The 21308-nt window shown below is 40.1% G+C and carries 18 protein-coding genes and 1 tRNA gene; 10 read left to right on the forward strand and 9 right to left on the reverse strand.

Translation table 11 applies throughout. From position 1 onward, the window contains the following. Window positions 1–7 precede the first annotated feature (7 nt). Window positions 8–994 carry a dihydroorotate dehydrogenase-like protein gene (locus HNR50_RS02075; protein WP_184742981.1) on the forward strand — a complete coding sequence of 329 codons (987 nt, stop codon included), beginning with the start codon at window positions 8–10 and terminating at the stop codon, window positions 992–994. A gap of 1 nt (window position 995) precedes the next feature. Then, entirely contained in the window at window positions 996–1376 is a 381-nt protein-coding gene (locus HNR50_RS02080) for a hypothetical protein (protein ID WP_184742983.1), read from the forward strand. A 63-nt stretch (window positions 1377–1439) separates the two neighbouring features. Here HNR50_RS02080 and HNR50_RS02085 read toward each other — a convergent pair whose 3' ends face one another. Then, window positions 1440–1706 (reverse strand): co-chaperone GroES, encoded by a 267-nt coding sequence (locus HNR50_RS02085; protein ID WP_184742986.1) that lies wholly within the window; start codon window positions 1704–1706, stop codon window positions 1440–1442. A 135-nt stretch (window positions 1707–1841) separates the two neighbouring features. Here HNR50_RS02085 and HNR50_RS02090 point away from each other — a divergent pair, with 135 nt between their 5' ends. The 5 genes from HNR50_RS02090 to HNR50_RS02110 all read left to right on the forward strand — a co-directional run bounded on the left by HNR50_RS02090 (window position 1842) and on the right by HNR50_RS02110 (window position 8480). Continuing rightward, entirely contained in the window at window positions 1842–2522 is a 681-nt protein-coding gene (locus tag HNR50_RS02090) for an SEC-C metal-binding domain-containing protein (protein WP_184742989.1), read from the forward strand. 191 nt (window positions 2523–2713) lie between these two features. After that, a complete protein-coding gene (locus tag HNR50_RS02095; RefSeq protein ID WP_184742992.1) occupies window positions 2714–3586 on the forward strand; it encodes a sigma-70 family RNA polymerase sigma factor in 873 nt (290 codons plus the stop codon). Between the two features lie 230 nt (window positions 3587–3816). Continuing rightward, window positions 3817–6483: a pyruvate, phosphate dikinase gene (gene ppdK / locus HNR50_RS02100; RefSeq protein WP_184742994.1), complete on the forward strand. Its 2667-nt coding sequence runs from the start codon at window positions 3817–3819 to the stop codon at window positions 6481–6483. A 92-nt stretch (window positions 6484–6575) separates the two neighbouring features. Further along, window positions 6576–6647: transfer RNA gene (locus tag HNR50_RS02105), tRNA-Thr, on the forward strand. A gap of 195 nt (window positions 6648–6842) precedes the next feature. Further along, window positions 6843–8480, forward strand: a complete 1638-nt coding sequence (locus tag HNR50_RS02110) for an ABC-F family ATP-binding cassette domain-containing protein (protein WP_184742998.1) — start codon at window positions 6843–6845, stop codon at window positions 8478–8480. Window positions 8481–8506: 26 nt separating this feature from the next. On the opposite strand, the gene HNR50_RS02115 is transcribed toward HNR50_RS02110, so the two are convergent. The 3 genes from HNR50_RS02115 to HNR50_RS02125 are packed head-to-tail and all read right to left on the reverse strand — an operon-like array spanning window position 8507 to window position 12105. Beyond that, window positions 8507–10867, reverse strand: a complete 2361-nt coding sequence (locus HNR50_RS02115; RefSeq protein ID WP_184743001.1) for a caspase family protein — start codon at window positions 10865–10867, stop codon at window positions 8507–8509. Next, window positions 10864–11622, reverse strand: a complete 759-nt coding sequence (locus HNR50_RS02120) for a hypothetical protein (RefSeq protein ID WP_184743004.1) — start codon at window positions 11620–11622, stop codon at window positions 10864–10866. Before HNR50_RS02120 ends, HNR50_RS02115 begins: the two co-directional genes overlap by 4 nt. Window positions 11623–11625: 3 nt before the next feature. Beyond that, the gene (locus tag HNR50_RS02125) at window positions 11626–12105 is read right to left on the reverse strand and encodes an RNA polymerase sigma factor (protein WP_184743007.1); all 480 of its coding nucleotides are present in this window, start codon (window positions 12103–12105) and stop codon (window positions 11626–11628) included. Window positions 12106–12263: 158 nt separating this feature from the next. On the opposite strand from HNR50_RS02125, the gene HNR50_RS02130 reads away from it, so the two are divergent. Both HNR50_RS02130 and HNR50_RS02135 read left to right on the forward strand, forming a co-directional pair. Then, window positions 12264–12953, forward strand: a complete 690-nt coding sequence (locus HNR50_RS02130) for a response regulator (RefSeq protein WP_343060067.1) — start codon at window positions 12264–12266, stop codon at window positions 12951–12953. Further along, window positions 12953–14716: a sensor histidine kinase gene (locus HNR50_RS02135; RefSeq protein WP_184743011.1), complete on the forward strand. Its 1764-nt coding sequence runs from the start codon at window positions 12953–12955 to the stop codon at window positions 14714–14716. The genes HNR50_RS02130 and HNR50_RS02135 overlap by 1 nt, the downstream gene beginning before the upstream one ends. On the opposite strand, the gene mazG is transcribed toward HNR50_RS02135, so the two are convergent. After that, window positions 14691–15482 (reverse strand): nucleoside triphosphate pyrophosphohydrolase, encoded by a 792-nt coding sequence (gene mazG, locus HNR50_RS02140; protein WP_184743014.1) that lies wholly within the window; start codon window positions 15480–15482, stop codon window positions 14691–14693. The genes HNR50_RS02135 and mazG overlap by 26 nt on opposite strands. A gap of 205 nt (window positions 15483–15687) precedes the next feature. On the opposite strand from mazG, the gene HNR50_RS02145 reads away from it, so the two are divergent. Beyond that, entirely contained in the window at window positions 15688–15873 is a 186-nt protein-coding gene (locus HNR50_RS02145; RefSeq protein ID WP_184743018.1) for a hypothetical protein, read from the forward strand. Window positions 15874–15927: 54 nt separating this feature from the next. Here the strand turns inward: HNR50_RS02145 and HNR50_RS02150 are convergent, their stop codons facing one another. The 4 genes from HNR50_RS02150 to HNR50_RS02165 are packed head-to-tail and all read right to left on the reverse strand — an operon-like array spanning window position 15928 to window position 21305. Further along, complete coding sequence (locus HNR50_RS02150) at window positions 15928–16620, reverse strand: hypothetical protein (RefSeq protein WP_184743021.1); 693 nt, start codon at window positions 16618–16620, stop codon at window positions 15928–15930. 55 nt (window positions 16621–16675) lie between these two features. After that, entirely contained in the window at window positions 16676–19057 is a 2382-nt protein-coding gene (locus HNR50_RS02155) for an adenylate/guanylate cyclase domain-containing protein (RefSeq protein WP_184743024.1), read from the reverse strand. Window positions 19058–19094: 37 nt separating this feature from the next. Next, on the reverse strand, window positions 19095–19787 hold the full coding sequence (locus HNR50_RS02160; RefSeq protein WP_184743027.1) for a tetratricopeptide repeat protein: 693 nt from the start codon (window positions 19785–19787) through the stop codon (window positions 19095–19097). A 12-nt stretch (window positions 19788–19799) separates the two neighbouring features. Then, complete coding sequence (locus HNR50_RS02165) at window positions 19800–21305, reverse strand: sigma-54-dependent Fis family transcriptional regulator (protein ID WP_184743030.1); 1506 nt, start codon at window positions 21303–21305, stop codon at window positions 19800–19802. Window positions 21306–21308 lie beyond the last annotated feature (3 nt).

The following is a 21308-nucleotide window of genomic DNA, read 5'->3' on the forward strand; positions in this document are numbered from 1 at the left end:
CATACAAATGGCTGATCTGACTACAAGTTATCTGGGATTAAAACTCAAAAATCCCTTCATTTTGTCCAGTTCCGGACTGACCTCAACAATAGAGAGTCTGAAAAAAGCTGAAGAAGCGGGAGCATCCGCCGTAGTTCTGAAATCTCTCTTCGAAGAGGACATGACAGCGGAAGTTAGAAAAATGGGACAGAATTTTGATGATATGCTGCATCCTGAAGCTTATGCCTATCTGCAGGAAACGGGAATGCTGTATAGCGCCGATAAATATTTTGATCTTATAAAACAGGCAAAAAAAGAACTTTCCATACCTGTAATTGCAAGTTTGAATTGTTATTCATCCGAATGGTGGACGGATTACGCTGAAACTGTTGAGAAAACCGGAGCTGATGCTCTTGAATTGAACATAGGTCTTATGGCACATAATTTCCGCCAGGATCCCGATGAACTTGAAGATAAATATGTCGAAATTTTCAAGCACGTACGCTCAAAAATCAAGATACCCATATCTGTAAAAATCGGACAGAACTTCACATCAATCCCGAATATGGTTTACAGGCTTCATAATGCCGGAGCAGATGCGGTCGTTATGTTTAACAGATTCTATAATCCTGATATAGATATCGACACAATGAAAATGAAAACAGGGCCTCGCTTTTCTACCGAGGCGGAATTCCCTCCTCTGCTGCGTTGGACGGCGATAATCGCTTCTCAGTTCGATAAACTGGAAATTTCAGCGACTACGGGAATTCACAGCTGGCAGAATGCTGTAAAAATTCTCATGGCCGGCGCGGATACGGTTCAGCTTTGTTCTGTACTATACAGGAAAGGCATAAACTACCTGTCCACATTGATAAAAGAAGTTGAAGAATGGATGGATACTCAGGAATATGAAACTCTCTCTGAATTTCAGGGCTCGATGGAGTCCGATTCAGATGCGAAGGAAGAAGTTTACGAAAGACTTCAGTATCTGAAATCCATCAGGGAAGAAATCTGATTTGGAAGGAACAATTGTCAATCAGGTAGAAATCAGCGGATTTGAGAATGAGAAAGATGCTGAAAAATTCAGAAAGAAACTCAAGTCTTTCAAATCCCTTTTTACTCTGCCCGGGTTTAAAGCTCAGGATGCCAGCTTTAAGCTGAAAGATGACTTCTCTCTGATTTATCTTTTTCTCACGGAAGATGAGTACCCTGAGGCAGAGATAAAACAGCTGTTTGAAGAAAATGATTCGCTTGAGATTCAGCATCTTGTCATTTCGCCAACAGGCTGCGGAGAAATGCTGCATTTTTTCTACAGCCGGGAAGGTCATGAAACGACAGAATACAGTGGTCCGGCTATTTTAATGCTGGGAGATCTGATTCAAGGTGGTTTCAGCTGAATGGGCAATAAAAAAGCTGTCACACTTGCGTGGGACAGCTTTTTTTAATGTTTAAAATCTGATTTATTCAACAATGGCAATAAGATCACCGGAAGAAACAATAAGATGATCAACGCCGTCTATAGAGATGTTAGTACCGGCGTATTTGTCATACATAACGTCCTGTCCGACTTTAACAGCGATAGCATCAGTATCTTCTCCTACAGCAACGACTGTTCCTGTAGTTGTTTTTTCCTGCGCTGTCTGGGGAATATAAAGCCCTGACGCTGTTTTTGTTTCCACCTCTTTTACTTTGATAAGAACACGATCACCTAATGGTTTTACTGTCATTATTCAAACCTCTTTTTCATAAGATAAATTATCTTAAAACAATATAAGACTTTCAAACTTCAAAGGTCAAGATAAAAAGAAAAGTTGCCGTTTATCATCACTCTTAGTAACTTTATCTCGGAGTTTTTACTGATTATGTACTGGAAAAAAGAGCTGAAAAGAGGAAAGCAGTTTCTTGCGGATAAAGAACTTGTCAAAGCCATGAGGTGTTTTGAGTCAGCTGTCGATAATTGCCCTGTGACTTCCTCTGCTGGTTTGGAAAAGTCACTTTTTTTCCTGGGAATCACATTGAAGAAGCTGGGGCGGACAGATTCCGCCATGCGTTGCTGGCATCTGGGCCGAAAAATCAGAAATGAAGGCCGGTCAAGGCAAATGATAAGTATTCATTCTAACCGATACGGAATGTATAGGAATGGAGATTCGGATCAGGTAGAAGATGAAAAAGCTTTTTTCGGTCTGCAGCTCGAAAGATATTTTAAAACTAAAAAAGCTAAAAGATTTTGTTCCGAAGCTGAAAGAGATGTCATTTTAGATATAATAGGCGCCTACTGGTCAGAATTACAGGCGGATGGTAATTTTCACCAACTTTCTATTGATGAGAAAATTCGATTTTTTCGAAATCAGCCCGTTATCTTTCCTGTTGCTGACATCAGTTCTTTAAATAATGACAGTTCAGGTGAGATAATTTACACAGATTTCAAAAAAGGCGAACTTCAATCCATGGATGATCTGTGTTCATGTGGAAGCGGTATGTTGTTCAGTCAATGTTGCGGGCGCATAAAATCTTCAGTAGAGCTTGATTCTGGGAAATTTTGACTCAATATTGCCGCTCAAGTCCTGGTTTGAGTATTTTTGACACACATGACCTGATTTAATAATTTTCCATTTTCCGGTTAGAATTTTATGAAGCATATTGTAAAGTATTATATATTAAAGAATTAAGTTTATATTATTGATATATTCAGTAACTTGGCACGCCTCTTGCATAACTAATAGTAGGAGGCAATATGAACACTAATACTGCTTACATAAACGACAACTCTAATTGGGAAGATAAAAGCGTAATATCTATTTATCTGAAAGAAATAAATAAAATCCCTCTTCTTACCAGAGAGGAAGAGGATGAAATATCGAGAAAAGCCGTGAAGGGTGATAAGGCTGCACAGGAAAAACTGATTAATGCCAATCTCCGCTTCGTTGTAAATGTTGCAAAAAAATATCAGAATCAGGGGCTTCCCCTGGATGACCTGATCAATGAAGGTAACATTGGTCTGATAAATGCAATAAACAAATTCGATCCCGATAAGGGTTATCATTTTATTTCTTATGCCGTCTGGTGGATAAGACAATCGATTCTGAAAGCTATCTGTGAAAAATCCAGAATGATTAGATTGCCCTTGAATCGCTCCAATGAACTCCTTCAGATTGAGAAGAAAAAAAGAGAATTAACTTCATTGAAAGGAATAGAGCCTGAGAATGAAGAAATTGCCAGAGAACTTCATCTCTCAAAGGAAATTGTAGACGATCTTTTGAGTATATCTCGGGATATGGTCTCACTGGATACTCCCGTTTATACGGATCGTGATTCTTCAAATCTTGGCGATTTTATTGAAGATCAGGGACTGAAACTTCCCGAAGATGAAATTATTGATAAATCACTGGCTGAAGATATCAACAACGTCCTGACCACTCTTTCTCAGAAAGAAGCTGAAATACTTCAGTTCCGTTTCGGGCTGAATCACGAAAAGCCTTTATCTCTGAAACAGATCGGAGATAAATATAATCTGACAAAAGAAAGAATCAGACAGATAGAAAAAAAGGCCATATCAAGACTTCAGCATCCTTCGAGAAAACAGCTTCTTGAAGCATATGTAGCCTGAAAAGGCTATTCATTCCGGACACCGTCCTATAGACGGATTATCATATATATAAAAAGGACCTTCCCTTAATTGGGAGGTCCTTTTATTCTTTGTACCACAATGATATATTTGCGCATGAGTATATCATTTCTTTTTTGTTAACAATGTTGAAAAACGGGCCGTTCTATTGACAGCGCATACCATAGGCTTTATTATTTTTCTGAATACAAATTTTAAGGATGAAACTGACTATGAATGAGAATAAGTTAGTCTATTTTTTCGGTAAAACCGTTACCGAAGGTAATGCATCTATGAAAAGCCTCCTCGGAGGAAAAGGTGCCAACCTTTGCGAAATGACAAGTCTTGGTGTTCCCGTTCCTCCGGGATTCACAATTTCCACAGAGGTCTGTAAACAGTACTACGAAAACAACCGTACATACAGTGATGAAATTAAAAAACAGGTTGCAGACAATCTTGCAAAGCTTGAAGCGGAAATGGGGAAAAAGCTCGGTGATGCCAATGACCCGTTGCTCGTATCCGTAAGATCAGGTGCGGCTGTTTCCATGCCCGGTATGATGGACACAGTACTCAACCTCGGACTTAACCTCAAAGCTGTCGAAGGTATTGCGAAAAATACCGGAAACGTTAGATTCGCCTGGGACTCCTACAGAAGATTTATCCAGATGTTCGGTGATGTTGTCGCCGGATGCGAACACCACGACTTTGAAGAAGCTCTCGATTCTGTAAAAAGAGAAAAGGGAGTTGAACAGGACCTCGAACTCGACGCTGAAGACCTTAAAGTTGTTGTAGAACGGTATATGGAAGTATACAAGAAGTCTACAGGTAAGGACTTCCCCCAGGATCCTGTCGAACAGCTTTGGGCCGGTATCGATGCCGTTTTCAGCTCATGGAACAATGACAGAGCCATCAAATATAGAGAGATTAACAAAATCGAAGGTCTTATCGGTACAGCTGTAAATGTTCAGTCCATGGTTTACGGTAACTACGGGGATACTTCCGGTACCGGTGTTTGTTTCTCAAGAGACCCCTCTACCGGAGAAAACTACTTCTACGGTGAGTACCTGATGAACGCACAGGGTGAAGACGTTGTTGCCGGAATCAGAACACCTCTTAAACTTTCCGCTCTCGAAGACCAGAATCCCGTAATCTACAAACAGCTTGTAGATATTAAAGACAAACTGGAAAAACATTACAAAGATATGCAGGACCTGGAGTTCACGATTCAGGAAGGCAAACTCTTCCTTCTCCAGACGAGAAACGGTAAAAGAACCGGAAATGCTGCTGTAAACATTGCAGTTGACCTCGTTAATGAGGGCATGATCAGCAAAGAAGAAGCCGTAATGAGAGTTACGCCTGATCAGCTTGATCAGCTTCTTCATCCCATGATCGACCCCGCATACGAGAAAGACCTTGTTTCTATTGCAAAAGGTCTCAATGCTTCTCCCGGAGCTGCTGCAGGAACAATCGTTTTCACAGCGGAAGATGCCGAAGCGGCAAAAGCTAAAGGCGAAAAGGTTATTCTTGTCAGAAAAGAAACTTCTCCAGAAGACATCGGCGGAATGAACGCTGCTGAAGGTATTCTGACAGCCACAGGTGGTATGACGTCTCATGCTGCTGTAGTTGCAAGAGGAATGGGTCGTCCCTGTGTAGCCGGTTGTAAGGCAGTTGTTATTTCTACAAAAGAGAAAACAGCTACGATCGAAGGCAAAGTCTACAAAGAAGGCGATTCTCTGACAATCAACGGAACTGACGGTAACGTATACGAAGGTATGGCGAAACTTATCGTTCCTGAACTGTCCGGAAACCTCAACACTTTCCTCACCTGGGCTGACGAAGTCAGGGCCGGAGCGAAGAGAGCAGGTGTGAAAGACGGTTTCGGTGTCAGAACGAACGCCGATCTTCCTGAAGATGCCAGAAAAGCCCGGGAATTCGGTGCGGAAGGTATCGGTCTCTGTAGAACCGAACACATGTTCTTTGATGAAGCCAAGCTTGAAGCATTCCGTGTCATGATCGTTTCCGATACCGTCGAAGAAAGAAAAGAAGCTCTGAAGGAAATCCTGAAGCTTCAGATCGAAGACTTCGAAGGTATTTTCGAAGCCATGGACGGTCTGCCCGTAACAGTTAGACTTCTCGATCCTCCTCTGCACGAATTTGTTCCCCATACAGATGCGGAGATCAATGCTCTTGCAGCGAAGATGAACATGGATTCCAAAGCTCTCAAGAGCAGACTGGAAGGTCTCAATGAAGCGAACCCCATGCTTGGTCACAGAGGTTGTCGTCTCGGTGTTACATACCCTGAGATCTACGACATGCAGGTTGAAGCCATAATGACTGCTGCTGCAACACAGACTAAAAAAGGTATAAAAGTTCTTCCCGAAATCATGATTCCTCTCGTAGGTAAATTCGAAGAGCTTAAAATGCTCAGAGAAAATGCCCAGGTTGTCATCGACAGAATCCTCAGTGAGACCGGGGCTAAAGTCGAGTACATGATCGGTACAATGATCGAGATTCCCAGAGCGGCTCTTACAGCCGACGAAGTGGCTCAGTACGCTGACTTCTTCTCCTTCGGTACCAATGACCTGACTCAGATGACTTTTGGATATTCCAGAGATGACGTGGGATCTTTTGTTCCCGAATACATCAACAAAAAAGTACTGAAAGACGATCCGTTCCAGGTTCTCGACCAGGATGGAGTTGGACAGCTTGTTAATATGGGAGTTGAAAAAGGAAGAAAAACCAAACCTGAACTCAAAACATCAATATGTGGTGAGCATGGTGGTGAACCTTCTTCAATCGATTTCTGTTACAGAGCCGGACTTAATGTTGTTTCCTGCTCTCCCTACAGAGTTCCCATAGCAAGACTTGCTGCTGCTCAGGCTGTTGTCAACAACAGATAAGAGCTCTTATATTTTAGATAAAATCCCGCTGTAAAAGCGGGATTTTTTTTATGGACGAAATTTCTAATTTGAGTTATATTTTTCAAGGTTAAGCCAGAATAGCTCAGGGGTAGAGCAGTTCACTCGTAATGATCAGGTCAAGGGTTCAAATCCCTTTTCTGGCTTCTTTGTACCGGAACTGTTGAAGTTCCGGTTTTTTTATACTTATTTCCCGAGCCACATTTCAATTACCTGTTTATTTACAACCTTTATTTATTATAAATAAGGGTTCTTGATTATATGGACCGTTATGTTAAAAGCGGTGTTGACAATTCTCCTTATAGTTAATACAACTTCTCATAGTATAAGGAGATAGATTTTTGATTACTGCTAGTAATATAAGCCTGGCTTTTGGAAAAAGAAGCCTTTTTAAAGAAGTTAACATTAAATTTACCCCCGGAAACTGTTATGGCCTGATCGGAGCCAACGGAGCTGGTAAATCTACATTTATGAAAATTCTTTCCGGAGAGATCGAAGCGGATTCCGGAGATATTATAATTCCCAATAACGAACGACTCGGCGTGCTTGCTCAGGATCACTTCGCCTTTGATGAGCATTCTGTGATGGATACAGTTATAATGGGGCACAAGAAGCTTTTTGAAATCATGAAAGAAAAAGATGCCATCTATATGAAAGAGGATTTTTCTGATGCTGACGGTATCAGGGCTTCTGAACTTGAAGGTGATTTCGCAGAACTTGGAGGGTGGGAAGCTGAAAGTGAAGCGGCCACACTTCTTTCCGGCCTGGGGGTCGACGAGGATCTTTTCGATAAGAAAATGGCAGACCTGGAAGACAATGTCAAAGTACGGATCCTTCTGGCCCAGGCTCTTTTCGGAAACCCCGATACGCTGCTGCTTGATGAGCCCACGAACCATCTAGACCTCGAATCAATTAACTGGCTTGAAGATTTTCTTCTTAAATTTACAAATACAGTTATCGTTGTTTCCCATGACAGACATTTCCTGAATAAAGTATGTACGCATATCGCCGATATCGACTATGGGAAAATAACCGTCTTTGTGGGTAACTACTTCTTCTGGCAGCAGGCCAGTCAGATGATTGCCAAACAGCGAAAGGATCAGTCCAAAAAAGCAGAAGCCAAAGCAGCCGAGCTCAAAGCTTTCATTCAGAGATTCTCGGCGAATGCCGCCAAGTCGAAACAGGCCACATCCAGAAAGAAAGAGCTTGATAAACTCGAACTCGATGATCTTCCCACGACATCACGACGTTTTCCTTACGTGGCTTTCAAACCTGAAAGGGAAACGGGAACGATAATCCTTGAAGTCGAAGGCTTAAGCAAGACTATCGATGGAGAAGTCATTTTCAAAGATCTTGATCTGACAGTCAATAAAGGAGACAAAATTGCTCTGGTTGGACCGAACAACTATGCAAAAACTGTTTTCATGCAGATCATTTCAGGAGAGATGGAACCTGATTCCGGTTCCTATAACTGGGGTGTTACAACTTCACAGAGTTATTTTCCCAAAGATAATACAGAATTCTTCAATACGGATATCAATATGACAGACTGGCTTCGCCAGTATTCAGAGGAACAGGATGAGTCCTATATCCGGGGTTTTCTCGGCAGGATGCTTTTTTCTGGTGATGAATCTCTTAAAAGTGTAAACGTTCTCTCCGGTGGGGAAAAAGTCCGTTGTATGCTGTCCAGGATGATGCTCTCTGCCGCCAATGTTCTGATTTTTGATGAACCCACGGCTCATCTCGACCTTGAATCAATTACATCATTGAACAACGGAATGGTAGAATTTACGGAAGTTATCATCTTCTCATCCCATGACCACGAAATTGTAAATACTGTAGCGAACAGAATTATTGAGTTCACTCCTGCCGGTATAATCGATAAGCAGATGTCTTTTGATGATTATTTAACCAGCGAGAATGTTAAAGAGGCAAGAGATAAAGCTTATGGTGGTTCTCATTTGAGACTTACCATCTAAAAAAAAGGGCCGAATGGCCCTTTTTTTTAGAAATTGATTTTTAATCCGCCAAACCAATGAGGGTGAAACTCTATTACATCCTCACCGTTTTCCGGGTTATGCAGAATAAGCGGGTTTTCCGTACTGTGAAAATACTCCGATCGATTTGTAACCCCCGGAATATGCATATCTAAAGATAATCCGCCATATAGACTTAAAACTCTGAACATTTTTAATCCGGCAGACAGTCTTGCGTTCGGGTAAACCGAATTTATATTTCCCGCCGTAAAGGTGTTTTTTAAAGCCTCACCGTAATCAGAACCGATGGCGACACTTTTAATGGAAGTATCCATATCAATATAGAATGATCCCAGGTTTATTCTGGCTCCGATTCCGATACCGGCTGAAAAAACTGAGACTGCACTATCGGAAGGCAAAGCGAGGTAAGCAAAATTGTAAAAATTTCTGGAGCCTGTCTGTAGCCCCGTATAGATGAAACCGGAACTTTCATACCATCCTCCGAAATCCAATATTCCGTTTTTGGAAATGGTCAGTAAACCTATTGGTAATCCCTTAATTTCGTCGCTGATATTTATTAAACCAATTTGCATTCCATTTACTTGTTTCCCGACATTTATCAGTCCTATCTGAACGCCATTAATATTGTCAGCGACATTAAAAACACCGGAAATCTGAGCTCCATTGAGCTGTCCTCCCGCGATATTAAATACACCGGCAGTCTGGAAACCTGATAGTGTCCCTTCTGTAATGTTAAAGACTCCGGCAGCTTGTGCGCCATAAGAGTAGTTCTTTGTAATATTGAATACGCCAGCTGTCTGAAACCCCATCAACCTGTAAGAACTGATATTGAATACACCGGCCCCCTGCATTCCGTATACTGTACCATTGGTTAAGTTGAACACACCTGAAAGAGCTGCTCCCCGCAAGTCTCTATTAGTAATATTGAAAATGCTGCTGATCAATGCTCCATTATTATCCCGCCCGGTCTGATTAGACAATGCTCCTATCTGTACGCCGTAAACATCCTGATAGGTCATATTCATAAATCCGATCGAAGCGCCGTAAAGCGCATATGGCTTACCTATAAAACTCAATGATAGATTCAGAACATCATTAGCTGTTTCTCTTGTGGGAGCAAAGGAGACGCCGAAAACTTTATATTCCACGTTTTCGACAATATCCTCCTGTACGGAATCGTGATTCTCTTCTTCTGTTTCCATGATCCCGAATTTATCATCGATCATATTTCTGATCTCTTTCATCTTTTGTTCAAGAGAATTTTCAACATTATCCCAATCGGGCTTTTCAGGCTCGCTTTCCGGGATATCATCACCTCTGACTCTGGCAAAAGTTCGATCAACTCCTGTAAATGCCCTGTTATTCAAATGAGTTTCACCATTGGTCACTGTAACTTCAGCTGAAGACAGACCCCGTTCATTTTCAAGCTGAACCTTATAAACACCTCCCGGAAGGGATATGGAAACAGGAATCCCGGCTCTTTTTCTAAACTCAATGACAAGTCTGTCAGATTTGTCACGGAAGAAAATACGTCCATCGATCTCTTTATCAATAGATATGGAAGAGACAATTTCTCTGAGATCCGTCAGGACAAGATCTCCGGATCCTGTAAGATTAATACTGTATGAGGGGTGCTGCGCGCCGGCAATCGACGAAGTGGTTCTGGCAAGAGTTTCATCAGCAGCAAAACTGTAAGCTTCCGTCAGGGTAACTGTTCCGTCCTGAGTGCTGTCTCCTGCTCCTCTGAGCGCTGTTATTAAGTAATGGGTAAAATATGAGCCCTCAATAGAGTCGGACTCCTGTGCGGCTTCATTTTCCGAGCTGGAAGTGAGAAAGGCATGACCTTTTGTATCGACAGATTCATCAATAAGGAATGGCGCTTTCTTAACTCCGCCTTTGAGCCTCGTAAAGGAACCGGAAGAACAGGAATCAAGAACAGCAATTTTAACTTCCGTATCCATCGCATCAATTTTCTTCCGAAGTTCGCTGTATTCATAAAGCTTCCCTCCGGGCAGTATACCCGCTTCATCGGAATGGCCTGAATAATAGAAAATGAATTCGGAACGCCTGTTCTGTTCTTTGTTTTCTGATATTTTAGACTGTATTTGTGAAAAAGCATCACGGATCTCCCGAACATCGGGATCCTTCAGGAGTATTGTATCGGAAGGGGATAATCCTCCGACTTCCGACAAAACTCTATACATAGCCATAGCATCTGTTTCTGCATATTCCAACTGAACCCGTTCTTCCCCGCCGTTATTGGAGCCGGCAAATATGGCATACCGTCTCAAACCGACCGGTTCTTCCTGAGACCACGCTGCTGAACATATGGAAAATATCAGTAAAATATATAACTTATTTTTCATCATTCCACCTCTTCCTTAAACAGAATCATTGACTGCTGACGCTGATCTTCCGGTAGAATAAGCATCTCTGATTTATTTCCTTTTGCAATACGGCCGGCTTTTTCCATAATTACCGAAGCATCTATCTCATGTTCGGAAGTGACAAAGAAAAATCTTTCGAAAAAAGGCGCATTATCCAGTTCGTAAGAGTAGGGGAGCAGAACTTTTCCTCCGGAATCAAGCCTGGTACTGGAGTAAATATTACCGGGAAAATGCAGTGTGACTGCACCTCTGCCATCAATTGAGAAAATGACACCATACCTGGCACCCTGCGCGTCATAACTTATCTGAAGCAGATCTTTCTCTTTGACAATTGTGTTGTTTCCCAGCAATTCTGTTTCACCGTTTTCATTTCTGTAGATATACAAAGAAGGGCCGTTTCCTTTAAATCTCACAGTGTCGCTTTCCATGCTGGTGTTAGTTCCCGTCCGTTCAAAGAGAACAGGGTAAATTGCTATGAAAAGCAAAAAAACAGCAGCAGCCGAAAGAGGAATATAGATTCTTCTGAATATTCTTCTATTCTGTACTGCGTCCCGGTTCGGTTCGTTCATTCTCATTTTTATCTGCGCCGCCATTAACTCCGGCGGGTATTCTTTCAGAATCTTTTGGTTCGATTCTTCAATACTCCGGATTTTATCCTTGTCATATTCATTTTCCGGTTTTAGTTCCCCAAGTGCGATCTGTTCATAATGAAGTTCATGATTAACTTTATTTTTCACAGATTATACCTCCCTTAATTCCAATCCGTTTTTACGGAGGCCTCTCAATCGCTTCCTGATGCCGGAAACAGACATGCCAACCTGTTCTGCTGTTTCTTCGAGAGTAAAACCATCGACGTAATGAAGCATTGCAATCGTTCTGGTCGATGGTTTTTCTTTTTTGAATAGCTTATCAAGAAATATGTTGTTCAGAACACGTTCTTCAGGATCATCCGAACCTGCAATAATGTCCAGTATCGAATTATCTGATGCTTCAGCTTTTCTTTCTGACTTTCTGAGTATATTCAGACAGACATTAGTCGCTGTAATGTATAAGAGGCTTGAGGGAGAGGAATTATTCAGTTCCTTTTCCTTTTTAAGAATCTTTACAAAAACATCCTGCATTGCATCCATAGCTGCGTCCTCATTTTTGAGAATAGAGCGGCATCTTCGCAAAACCATCGGTCCATATTTCCGGTAAAAATCTTCAACATCTATAGCCATAAATCAGTTCCAGTCTCCGATACTCAATAAAACACATCTATAAAAGAATAATGTTACTACGTTTTTTATTTTTTTCAAAATTAACAGAATATTAACAAAACTGTTATAGAATCCTTGTAGTTTATTAGCGTTTCTATAATTAATTAAAGCAGAGGTATATGATGCAGAAGATTCTGATTGTAGAAGATGATGATGATATTAGGGAATTGGTCGCATTCAATCTGGAAATGTCCGGCTTCTCTGTAACAAAATCAGAAAAAGGGGAAAGGGTTGTTGAGCTCGCTCTTATTGAAAATCCAGACCTCATCCTTCTGGATGTCATGCTGCCCGGGATTGACGGTTTCGAAGTCTGTCGACGTGTGAAGAAAAACCAGAACCTTAAAGATATTCCAGTTATTATGCTCACGGCCAGAACAGATGATGAAGATATCATCAACGGTCTTGAAACGGGAGCTGACGATTACATCACAAAACCATTCAGGCCTAAGATTCTATTGGCAAAAGTAAAAACTGCATTGAGACGTAATGCCGTATCTAAGGGAGAAACTGACAGCCAGGAAGTTCTTATCCATGGTATCTCGATAGACAGCAATCGTTACGAAGTCAAACTGGATGGAAAAGAAATACACCTATCCGTAACTGAATTCTCTATTCTCGAATATCTGGCCAGAAATCCCGGTTTCGTTTACTCAAGGAATCAGATAATAGATTCGGTTAAAGGAGATGGCTATGCTGTAACCGAAAGATCAGTCGATGTACAGATTCTCGGAATAAGAAAAAAACTGGGTGATTATGGACGCTTTATAGAAACTGTACGCGGAATCGGTTACAGGATGGTTGCTCCCTGATGAAAAAACTCTCTGTTTTTTCCTATACTCTTTTAATACTTCTATCAATCGCTATTTTGTCTATCGGGACAATTTCAATATTTTCGATTAAAACTCTCTCTGATTTTATCTATAACGAAGTCGGGACATCTCTTAAAGAAGAAACCAGACTGATTCGAAATTTAATCGATGTCAATTCTGATAATTCCCCTGAACCGTACCAGGAAATTACCGAAAGGATATTTGAAGATCTGAATATCCGATTGACCATAATAGCTTTAGACGGTTCTGTACTGGCTGATACACATGAAAATTACAGAATCATGGATAATCACAGCACAAGACCGGAAGTTCTTGATGCCATGAACGGTGAGGTCGGAGAATATATAAGATACAGTAATACCTTATCACGTCATATGTTATATATTACGCTACCTCCCGGAGATAAAAACCTCATAGTCAGAACAGCTATATCGATAGATCATATTAGAGATAAGTTCGTGAAAACATTATCTGATATAGCTGTGTTCAGTGTCATTATTTTTATTATAACCGTTCTATTGAGCATATTATCTGCAAATACATTCACTTCAACAATTCTCTCGATAAAAAACATTACAACTTTTTATGCAAAGGGGGATTTCTCCCGCAAACTTTCAGACTCCGGTCCTCAAGAAGTATCTCAGCTAAAGAAATCGATAAATACAATGGGTGATCAATTAAAAACAATTATAGAAAAAGAATCATTTCAGAAAAATGAATTGCAGGCGATGCTGAACAGCATGGAAGATGCTGTTCTTTTGTTGGATAACCAGCTGATTATAAAAGAGATAAACCCCGCTTCAGAATCTTTGCTGCAGAGTCGTGTAGAGATATGCAAAGGTCATAGCATAAAAGATTTTCTAGATAATGATCCTATAATACGGATGATAGAAGATTCTTTAGCGCTGAAAATGGTTCAGGAAAAGACTCTAGCCGTAAACCGTGGTCTGGATCAGTATTATCAAATTCATAGTACTCCACTTAAAACTTCTGAAAACGAATATGATGGAATTCTGACTGTCTTTCATGATGTAACCCGGGTGAAACAACTGGAGAATATGCGAAAAGATTTTGTCGCTAATGTTTCACATGAATTAAAAACGCCTGTAACACTGATAAGCGGTTTTGTCGAAACACTTATGGATGGAGCCATTAATGACAAAGAAAGGGTGGAACAGTTTTTACATGTCATAAGCCGGCATTCAAAAAGAATATCCAATATTATCGATGATCTCCTGATATTGAGTAACATAGAAGATAAAGGGACTGATATATGTAAAGAAGAAGTTATCCTTTATGATATCCTTTTCAGTGCTTATACATCAGTGTTAACTGAAAGTGAAAAATCCAAAATATCAATTGATGTTGTTTGTGATGAATCCCTGACAATTCACGTGAGTCCGACTTTAATTGAACAGGCTGTGCTGAATCTTGTTATTAATGCCATAAAATATGCCGGAGAAGGATCACATGTTGTTATTAAAGGCAAAAAAGAAAACAATAATTCGGTAATAATAGAAGTCACCGATAATGGAGTCGGAATGGAAAAGGAACAACTGGAACGAATATTTGAGAGATTTTACCGCATTAACAGACAACAGAGCAAAAATAAAGGAGGTACGGGATTAGGGTTATCCATAGTGAAACATATTGCTCTTGCCCATAAAGGAAATGTTACGGTCGAAACAGAACCGGGCCGGGGAACGACTTTCAGAATCACTCTTCCTTTTCAAAAGTCTTAGCTTTTTCCCAAAGGCTATCCATCAACTCGAAATTATCTGAATTCAGTTCTTTACCTGATTCTTTCATCATTCTTTCTATAAAATGAAACCTTTTTGTGAATTTGTTATTCGTTCTCTGCAAAGCAACAGCCGGATCGATTTTGTAACCTCTGGCTATATTTACAACGGCGAATAGCAAATCACCGATTTCTTTTTCCAGTTCATCGATGCTTTCCTGAGCGGCTGTTTGAACCTCATCTATTTCTTCGTGAACCTTGCTCCAAATATCATTTATATGCTGCCAGTCAAAACCGACTTTTGCAGCCTTTTTTTGTATCATAAAAGCTTTTTCAAGGGGAGGGAGCCCTCCGGAAATCTTATCGAGAACAGAATCTTTCGGTTTCCGACCTTCAATTTCTGTTTTGATTTCATCCCATTGTTTTATTATCTCATCCGGCGTTTGAGCATTGCTTTCACCAAAGACATGAGGGTGTCTCCTTATGAGCTTTTCACTGATTCCCTGAAGCGTTTCTCTTACTGTAAACAGACCTTCCTGTTCATGCATATAAGCCAACATCGTTACCAGGAGATATAGGTCACCCAGCTCTTCACTAGTATGTTTGTAATCTTTATCATCAATAGCTTCAATGCACTCGTAAGTTTCTTCAATTAAATCTGATCTAAGCGAACTGGGTGTTTGTTCTTTATCCCAGTTACAACCGTCAGGTCCTCTAAGCTTTATTATGACATTATATAATTCTTCGAAGGCGTCTTTTGTTTTATCCATAGTTCAATCTAATTGGGATTTATTGTTAAGGTCAATAGGGACCTATTAAGACATATTTCTAAGTAGACAGAATATATATTATCGGAAGTGTTAAATGACGATTTAAGACTTTGGATATATAAAGAACTTTTATCTTATCGTCAAAAAATATTAATAATCCTCTAATACGCTAAGCCATTTAAAGAAATGCAGAAAGAGAAATGATATGAAAATTGATGGAAGAAAAAGATGCAGAACCCTGCTGAATATGATCGGAAGAACCGAACCCATTGCACCGCCGATAAATGCCCCGACAAGTGCCAGAACAAATGCTCCCCAGAAACGCCCCAGGAATCTCATTTTTAAAATGAAAACACTGATGGTAGCGGCAATTGTGGCACTTAAAAAGTAAATTAACACGATGTTGAGCAAGTGATGATCCATTTTACTATTCCTTTTTTATTTGTTACCTTGATATGGTTCCTAAGAAAACAGGTACACTACTTTGATATGTACTTATTATAGCTGAAACATAGGAAAACGCAACAAAACTTATAGAATATGGTGTGCTGCTTTCTACGCCGTTGGCATCATCATCACCTTCAATATCACCACTGTTACTGCTGAATGTTTTAAGATTTCCGTCAATATCCTTAATATACCTTAAAGGATACCAAACCGTTGTGCCGTTAATGATTATTCTCCCATCAGTTGAACTGAAATTGATTTCCAACTCATCATTTTCCTGTAAATTGATTGGAGCAGTAATATCATTGGAAATTAAAGGTATCGAGAGAAAAACATCCTGAGGCTCTAAAGTATTACCGGATAATTCTCCATACTGTAATCTTCTGAAACCGAGAGAAAGTGGTTTTTTTGAACCGAACTCAAAGGTATAGCTACTATTTGATATATTGAATTGTTCTCTATCTGATTTAATTTCCGTCTCATTGCTTGCAGGATAGATTTTGTAATAAACTTCATAACCGCTGATATTGGAATGATCAGACGGCGCTGCAAAACTCACAAGAACAGTTTCTGAATCTGTTGATGTTTTTATAGGCGCTTCAACAACGGAATATGAAGGTAATCCGCATGATGTGATAAATAAAATAGAGATAAAAATTATTAACATAGTATTAAAAGTGACTGTTTTCATATAGCCTCTAAACATATCCAATATACAGCTTAGAGGCTATGTATTCAATGAATTATTATTCTTCAAATCCCAACAGCTCATATATTTTAACAGGTTTGCGTTTACCTTTGACCCTGATATCATCAAGTTCCCGGGTAATCGCTCCGGAATCTTTTATCAGATCATAGGTTTTTTCACTGATAATAATTTCCGTATAATACTGTTTGTTGGTACCTTCCAGACGGGATGCCAGGTTAACATCATCTCCCATAACGGTATAATTCATTCGCCCTTCACTACCCATATTCCCAACAGTCGGCACACCGGAGTTCAAACCGATCCCGATATGAATCTGCTTGTTTTCAGGTAGCGTGGCGTTTAATTCTTTCAATAGCTCCAGCTGACGAACAGCGCATTTACAGGCAAGCAGAGCATGATTCTCCTGTGGTAAAGGAGCCCCCCAAAAACACATGATCGCATCTCCGATATATTTATCTAGCGTGCCGTAAAATTCCATAATACAGTCAGTCATTGCTGTAAGGTAAAGATTTAATAACTCAACCAGTTCCTGAGGAGACATCGTTTCCGACAGAGATGTAAAACTACGTATATCAGAGAAGAATATAGTTACTTCACAATCCACACCACCCAGTTCCGGAGGATTTTCCATCATCTGATCGACAACAATGGGACTGACGTATTTACCGAACATATCTTTGATCCGTCTTTTGTCTCCTTCTTCCGTGATAACCCTATACACGACGACAACGATGAAGGTAAAAACCATACCTATTGCCGGGCCTGTGAAATTAATAATGAGATTATTCATTTCGAAAATGAAGGTAAAACCCAGCAGCATTCCCATCTCGAGTAATATGGTAATAGCGAGAGAAAAGCCAGTACTGAGCTTCGAAGTAACAAAGGCTATGATCATTACTGCGGCGAAAAGAATAAGCATATTATAATACCATGGCAGTTCATGGAGAAACTGATCCATGATAATTGTATTGAGCGCATTCGCATGAACTTCTACACCATACATCAAGCCGAATGGAGTTGTCTTCTGGTCAAGTCCCAAAGCGAATGCACCGCACATGAGAATCTTGTTATCAACAGCTTTCGTACGGGGCCATGAAGAACTGTCGGGACCGGGGACTCTCGCGGCATAACCGGAGAAAGGTCTGACGGGAAAAGTCTGTTGTCCCCCTCTCGAGGGGTCTGATCCCTGGCCCATAAAGTTGACAAGAAGCTCCGCTTTTTCATTTATAGGTATGACTATTTCATCAAATAACTCAATTTCCGCATCTTTTAACAGATTGTTGTTTTCATCATATTCGGCGTATGATTTTACAATGTAATACTGTTCCCATTCTCCTGTTTCCGTATTGAATTTCTGAGGATTGGGAATTTTGATGTGCTCACCCAGTACAACTTCAAGATCACTCAACTCTCTATTAAAATAATTTAAAGCCAGGACGAGAGTTATGGCAGGTATAAACCTGTCTTCATATTTTCGGACGATATAATAGCTGTCATCCGGTGTCCCGTCATTGTCTGTATCTTCTGTTTTGATCGGAGCATTTCTTTCCATCTCAGCTTCAAGAGACTTCAAACTGCTTTCGGTCAAAGGCATTTCAATATTATGAGAAATACCCTTTTTATCAATCCATGCGAGACGCTCATAATTATCCCTGTTCAGAGTAAAATTTTCAGTTAATAAATCCAGTCGAATCTGCTCCAACTCTTTACTGGATCGGACAATCATTTTCTGTTTTCTGTATTTTTTATCGTAATCTTCAAAAAAATTAGCATGCCCTATCCCGGCGATAACGTTCCCATAAGGACGCAGCGGCGGTTCTGTGCTGTAGTATTCATCAATCTGATTGATATCACCGACGATATTTTCTACCATGCCGAATCGGCTTATCAATAAATCCTGCCTGGAAAACATTTCATCAGAAAGCTCTTTTTCTTTAGGGTAATAATCGAGAACGGTTTCGAGATAAACACGCCCGCTGTTCTGTATAGCATCAATAAGAAGAACGTCATCGATAGCTCTAGAATCAGGATCATTGAAGAAAATATCAAGGAAAAGAGAACTTTCTCTCTGATTCTGCTCCTGAATTCTAGCAAAAGAATTAACAAGATCAGCTTCTCGGTATCTTGGAAAAGGCCATTTTCCGAAATCATTCAGACTTTTATTATCAATTCCAAGAATTAAAATATCCGGAGAGATATTCGGATTCCTCTGTTCCTGGGTTACGCCTTCCTGGGTGGAAATTTTTCTGAAAGTTGACTTAAGATAAAAATGCATATCGAGCATTTTCAATTCAAACCGATTGTCAAGCTCGGTAAAACGGGCGACAAAAACAAACAGTATAAAAATAAAGGCCCCAAGTATAAGTCCGAAAAACTGCGGTTCGAATACTTTGGGCCTTTTTTTGATTTTTTCACTCATAGCAACCCCATAATCAGGGGTTGGATATTAAAATAACTTACTGAGATACCCCTGAAGCTTTCAATGAAATTATACGGGTTTTAGCTAAATTTGTCCAACTGCTCGAAGGATAGGATTTTTCCAGATCTTCATAAACAGTTATGGCATCTTCGGCTTTTCCGAGTTTTTCATTCAGTCTTGCAATGTTGAAAAGTGTTTCAGGAAGAATTGGAGATTCGCTCCTGTATTTTTCAGAAATGACATTCAGCAGAGATAAAGCCTCTTCTACATCACCATTATTCTCGAGAGCTGAAGCTCCGTTGTACAGGGAAACAGAAGCAAGATAGCTGTCCGGTGAGATTTCCGCAATTTTCTTAAAGTCATCAGCAGCTGAAACCCATTCTTCCTGCTGAAGATATAACTGACCGCGATAGAATAATGCTTTTTCTACAAGAATACTGGCTTTATCCTGACTGATAATTTCTCCTGTTTTTTCAAGAAATGCATTCTCAAGAGTTTCTTTTTCTTCTTCTGATGCAGAATAAACATTCTGATAATCATCCTGAAGTTCAGCGATCATATCCGAATACAGATCACTTTTTTTCTGTATATTATTGTCGATTACAGCAAATACGACTATAGCAACAATAAGAACAGCAAGGCTGATCCACAATACTGTTCTGTTATTGCTAATGAATTCAGCTACCTTATCGGAAGCAGTCTTTTTTAGTTCAGTGTTATGGTGTGACACTTTTGAATTCTCCTAACGTTTTATATCAAGTTCTTTTATTAATCTAGAAAGATAAGTTCTCTGTATTCCCAAAGAATCGGAGGCTTCTGTCTGATTACCCGAGAAATCCTTAAGAGTCTTTTGAATGAACTCTTTTTTGAACAGATTAACAGCATCTTTCAAGGTGCTATCGGAATATTTATCTTCCGGATCTTCATCCTGATTGGGAAGAAGCAGATCTTTGGGATATACAACATCCGAAGTAGCAATTATCACAGCCCTTTCAACAGAATTCTCCAATTCTCGGACGTTTCCGGGCCAAGAGTATGATAACATAGCTTCTACAGAAGAAGAAGAAAAGCCTTTGATATTTTTATTATTTTTTATGTTAAATTTTTTCAAAAAGTATTCAGCCAACGGGAGAATATCCTCTCTTCTTTTCTTCAGTGGAGGAATCTCGAGAGGTAGAACATTAAGTCTGTAAAAAAGATCCTCACGGAAATGTCCGAGGCGTACTTCCTCGGTAAGATTTCTATTCGTCGCGGCGATAATCCTCACATCGACCTTTACTAAAGCGTTAGACCCCACCTTCTCAAAAGATCCATGTTGGATAACACGAAGAAGCTTGGCTTGCATCGATATAGGCAGCTCTCCTATCTCATCCAGGAAAATAGTCCCTTTGTCAGCCAACTCAAATCGACCGGTATGGTCTGTCACCGCATCTGTAAAAGCGCCTTTTATATGGCCGAATAACTCACTTTCTATAAGGTTCTCAGGAATGGCTGCGCAATTTACTTTGATAAAAGCTAAATCGCTTCTAAGACTATATTTATGTATCTGTTCCGCAAATAATTCTTTCCCGGTGCCGCTATCTCCACTTATGAGAATTGGTGATGAGGATTGTGCGATTTTTTTGACAATTGCCAGTTTTTCATCAATTATCCCGCTTTTATAGACGAAAGGATGATACTGACTCGTCTGAATCTGTCCTTTGAGTTTAAAAAGCTCCTTATTCATCTGCTGGTATTGTTTTGCATTCTGGAAAGCAAGACCAGCCTGTGTAGAAAAGATCTCGAGCCATTCAAGATCTTCGTCTGTAAAGGAACGTCCGGACTCTTTATTTATAACCTCAATAACACCGACACACTGATCCTTGACTCGCATGGGAACAGCCAGTATGGAGGTTGTGGCATAGCCAACTTTTTCGCTTATTTTAGAGAAAAATCGAGGATCCTCTTCGACATCATTGACAATAAGAGAACGGTTGTTCTGAGCTACCCATCCGGCAATACCCTCTCCCATTTTCACGGAAAATTTCTTTACTTCCGAACCTTTCGGCCCGAGAGCAATCTCAAAAAACAACTCATTCGTTTCTCTATCAACTAAAAGGAGAGATGATGCATCTCCCCCTGTAAGCTTACTGGCAGATTCAAGAATCTGAGTAAGAAGAGATTTAACATCTGTATAATTTGAATTAATAAAGCTATTAATTTCTATTAAGGTGTTAAATCTCTTTATGTCAATCTGATCTTTAAACATCAG

The organism is Spirochaeta isovalerica (genome assembly GCF_014207565.1).
Taxonomy (GTDB): domain Bacteria; phylum Spirochaetota; class Spirochaetia; order DSM-2461; family DSM-2461; genus Spirochaeta_F; species Spirochaeta_F isovalerica.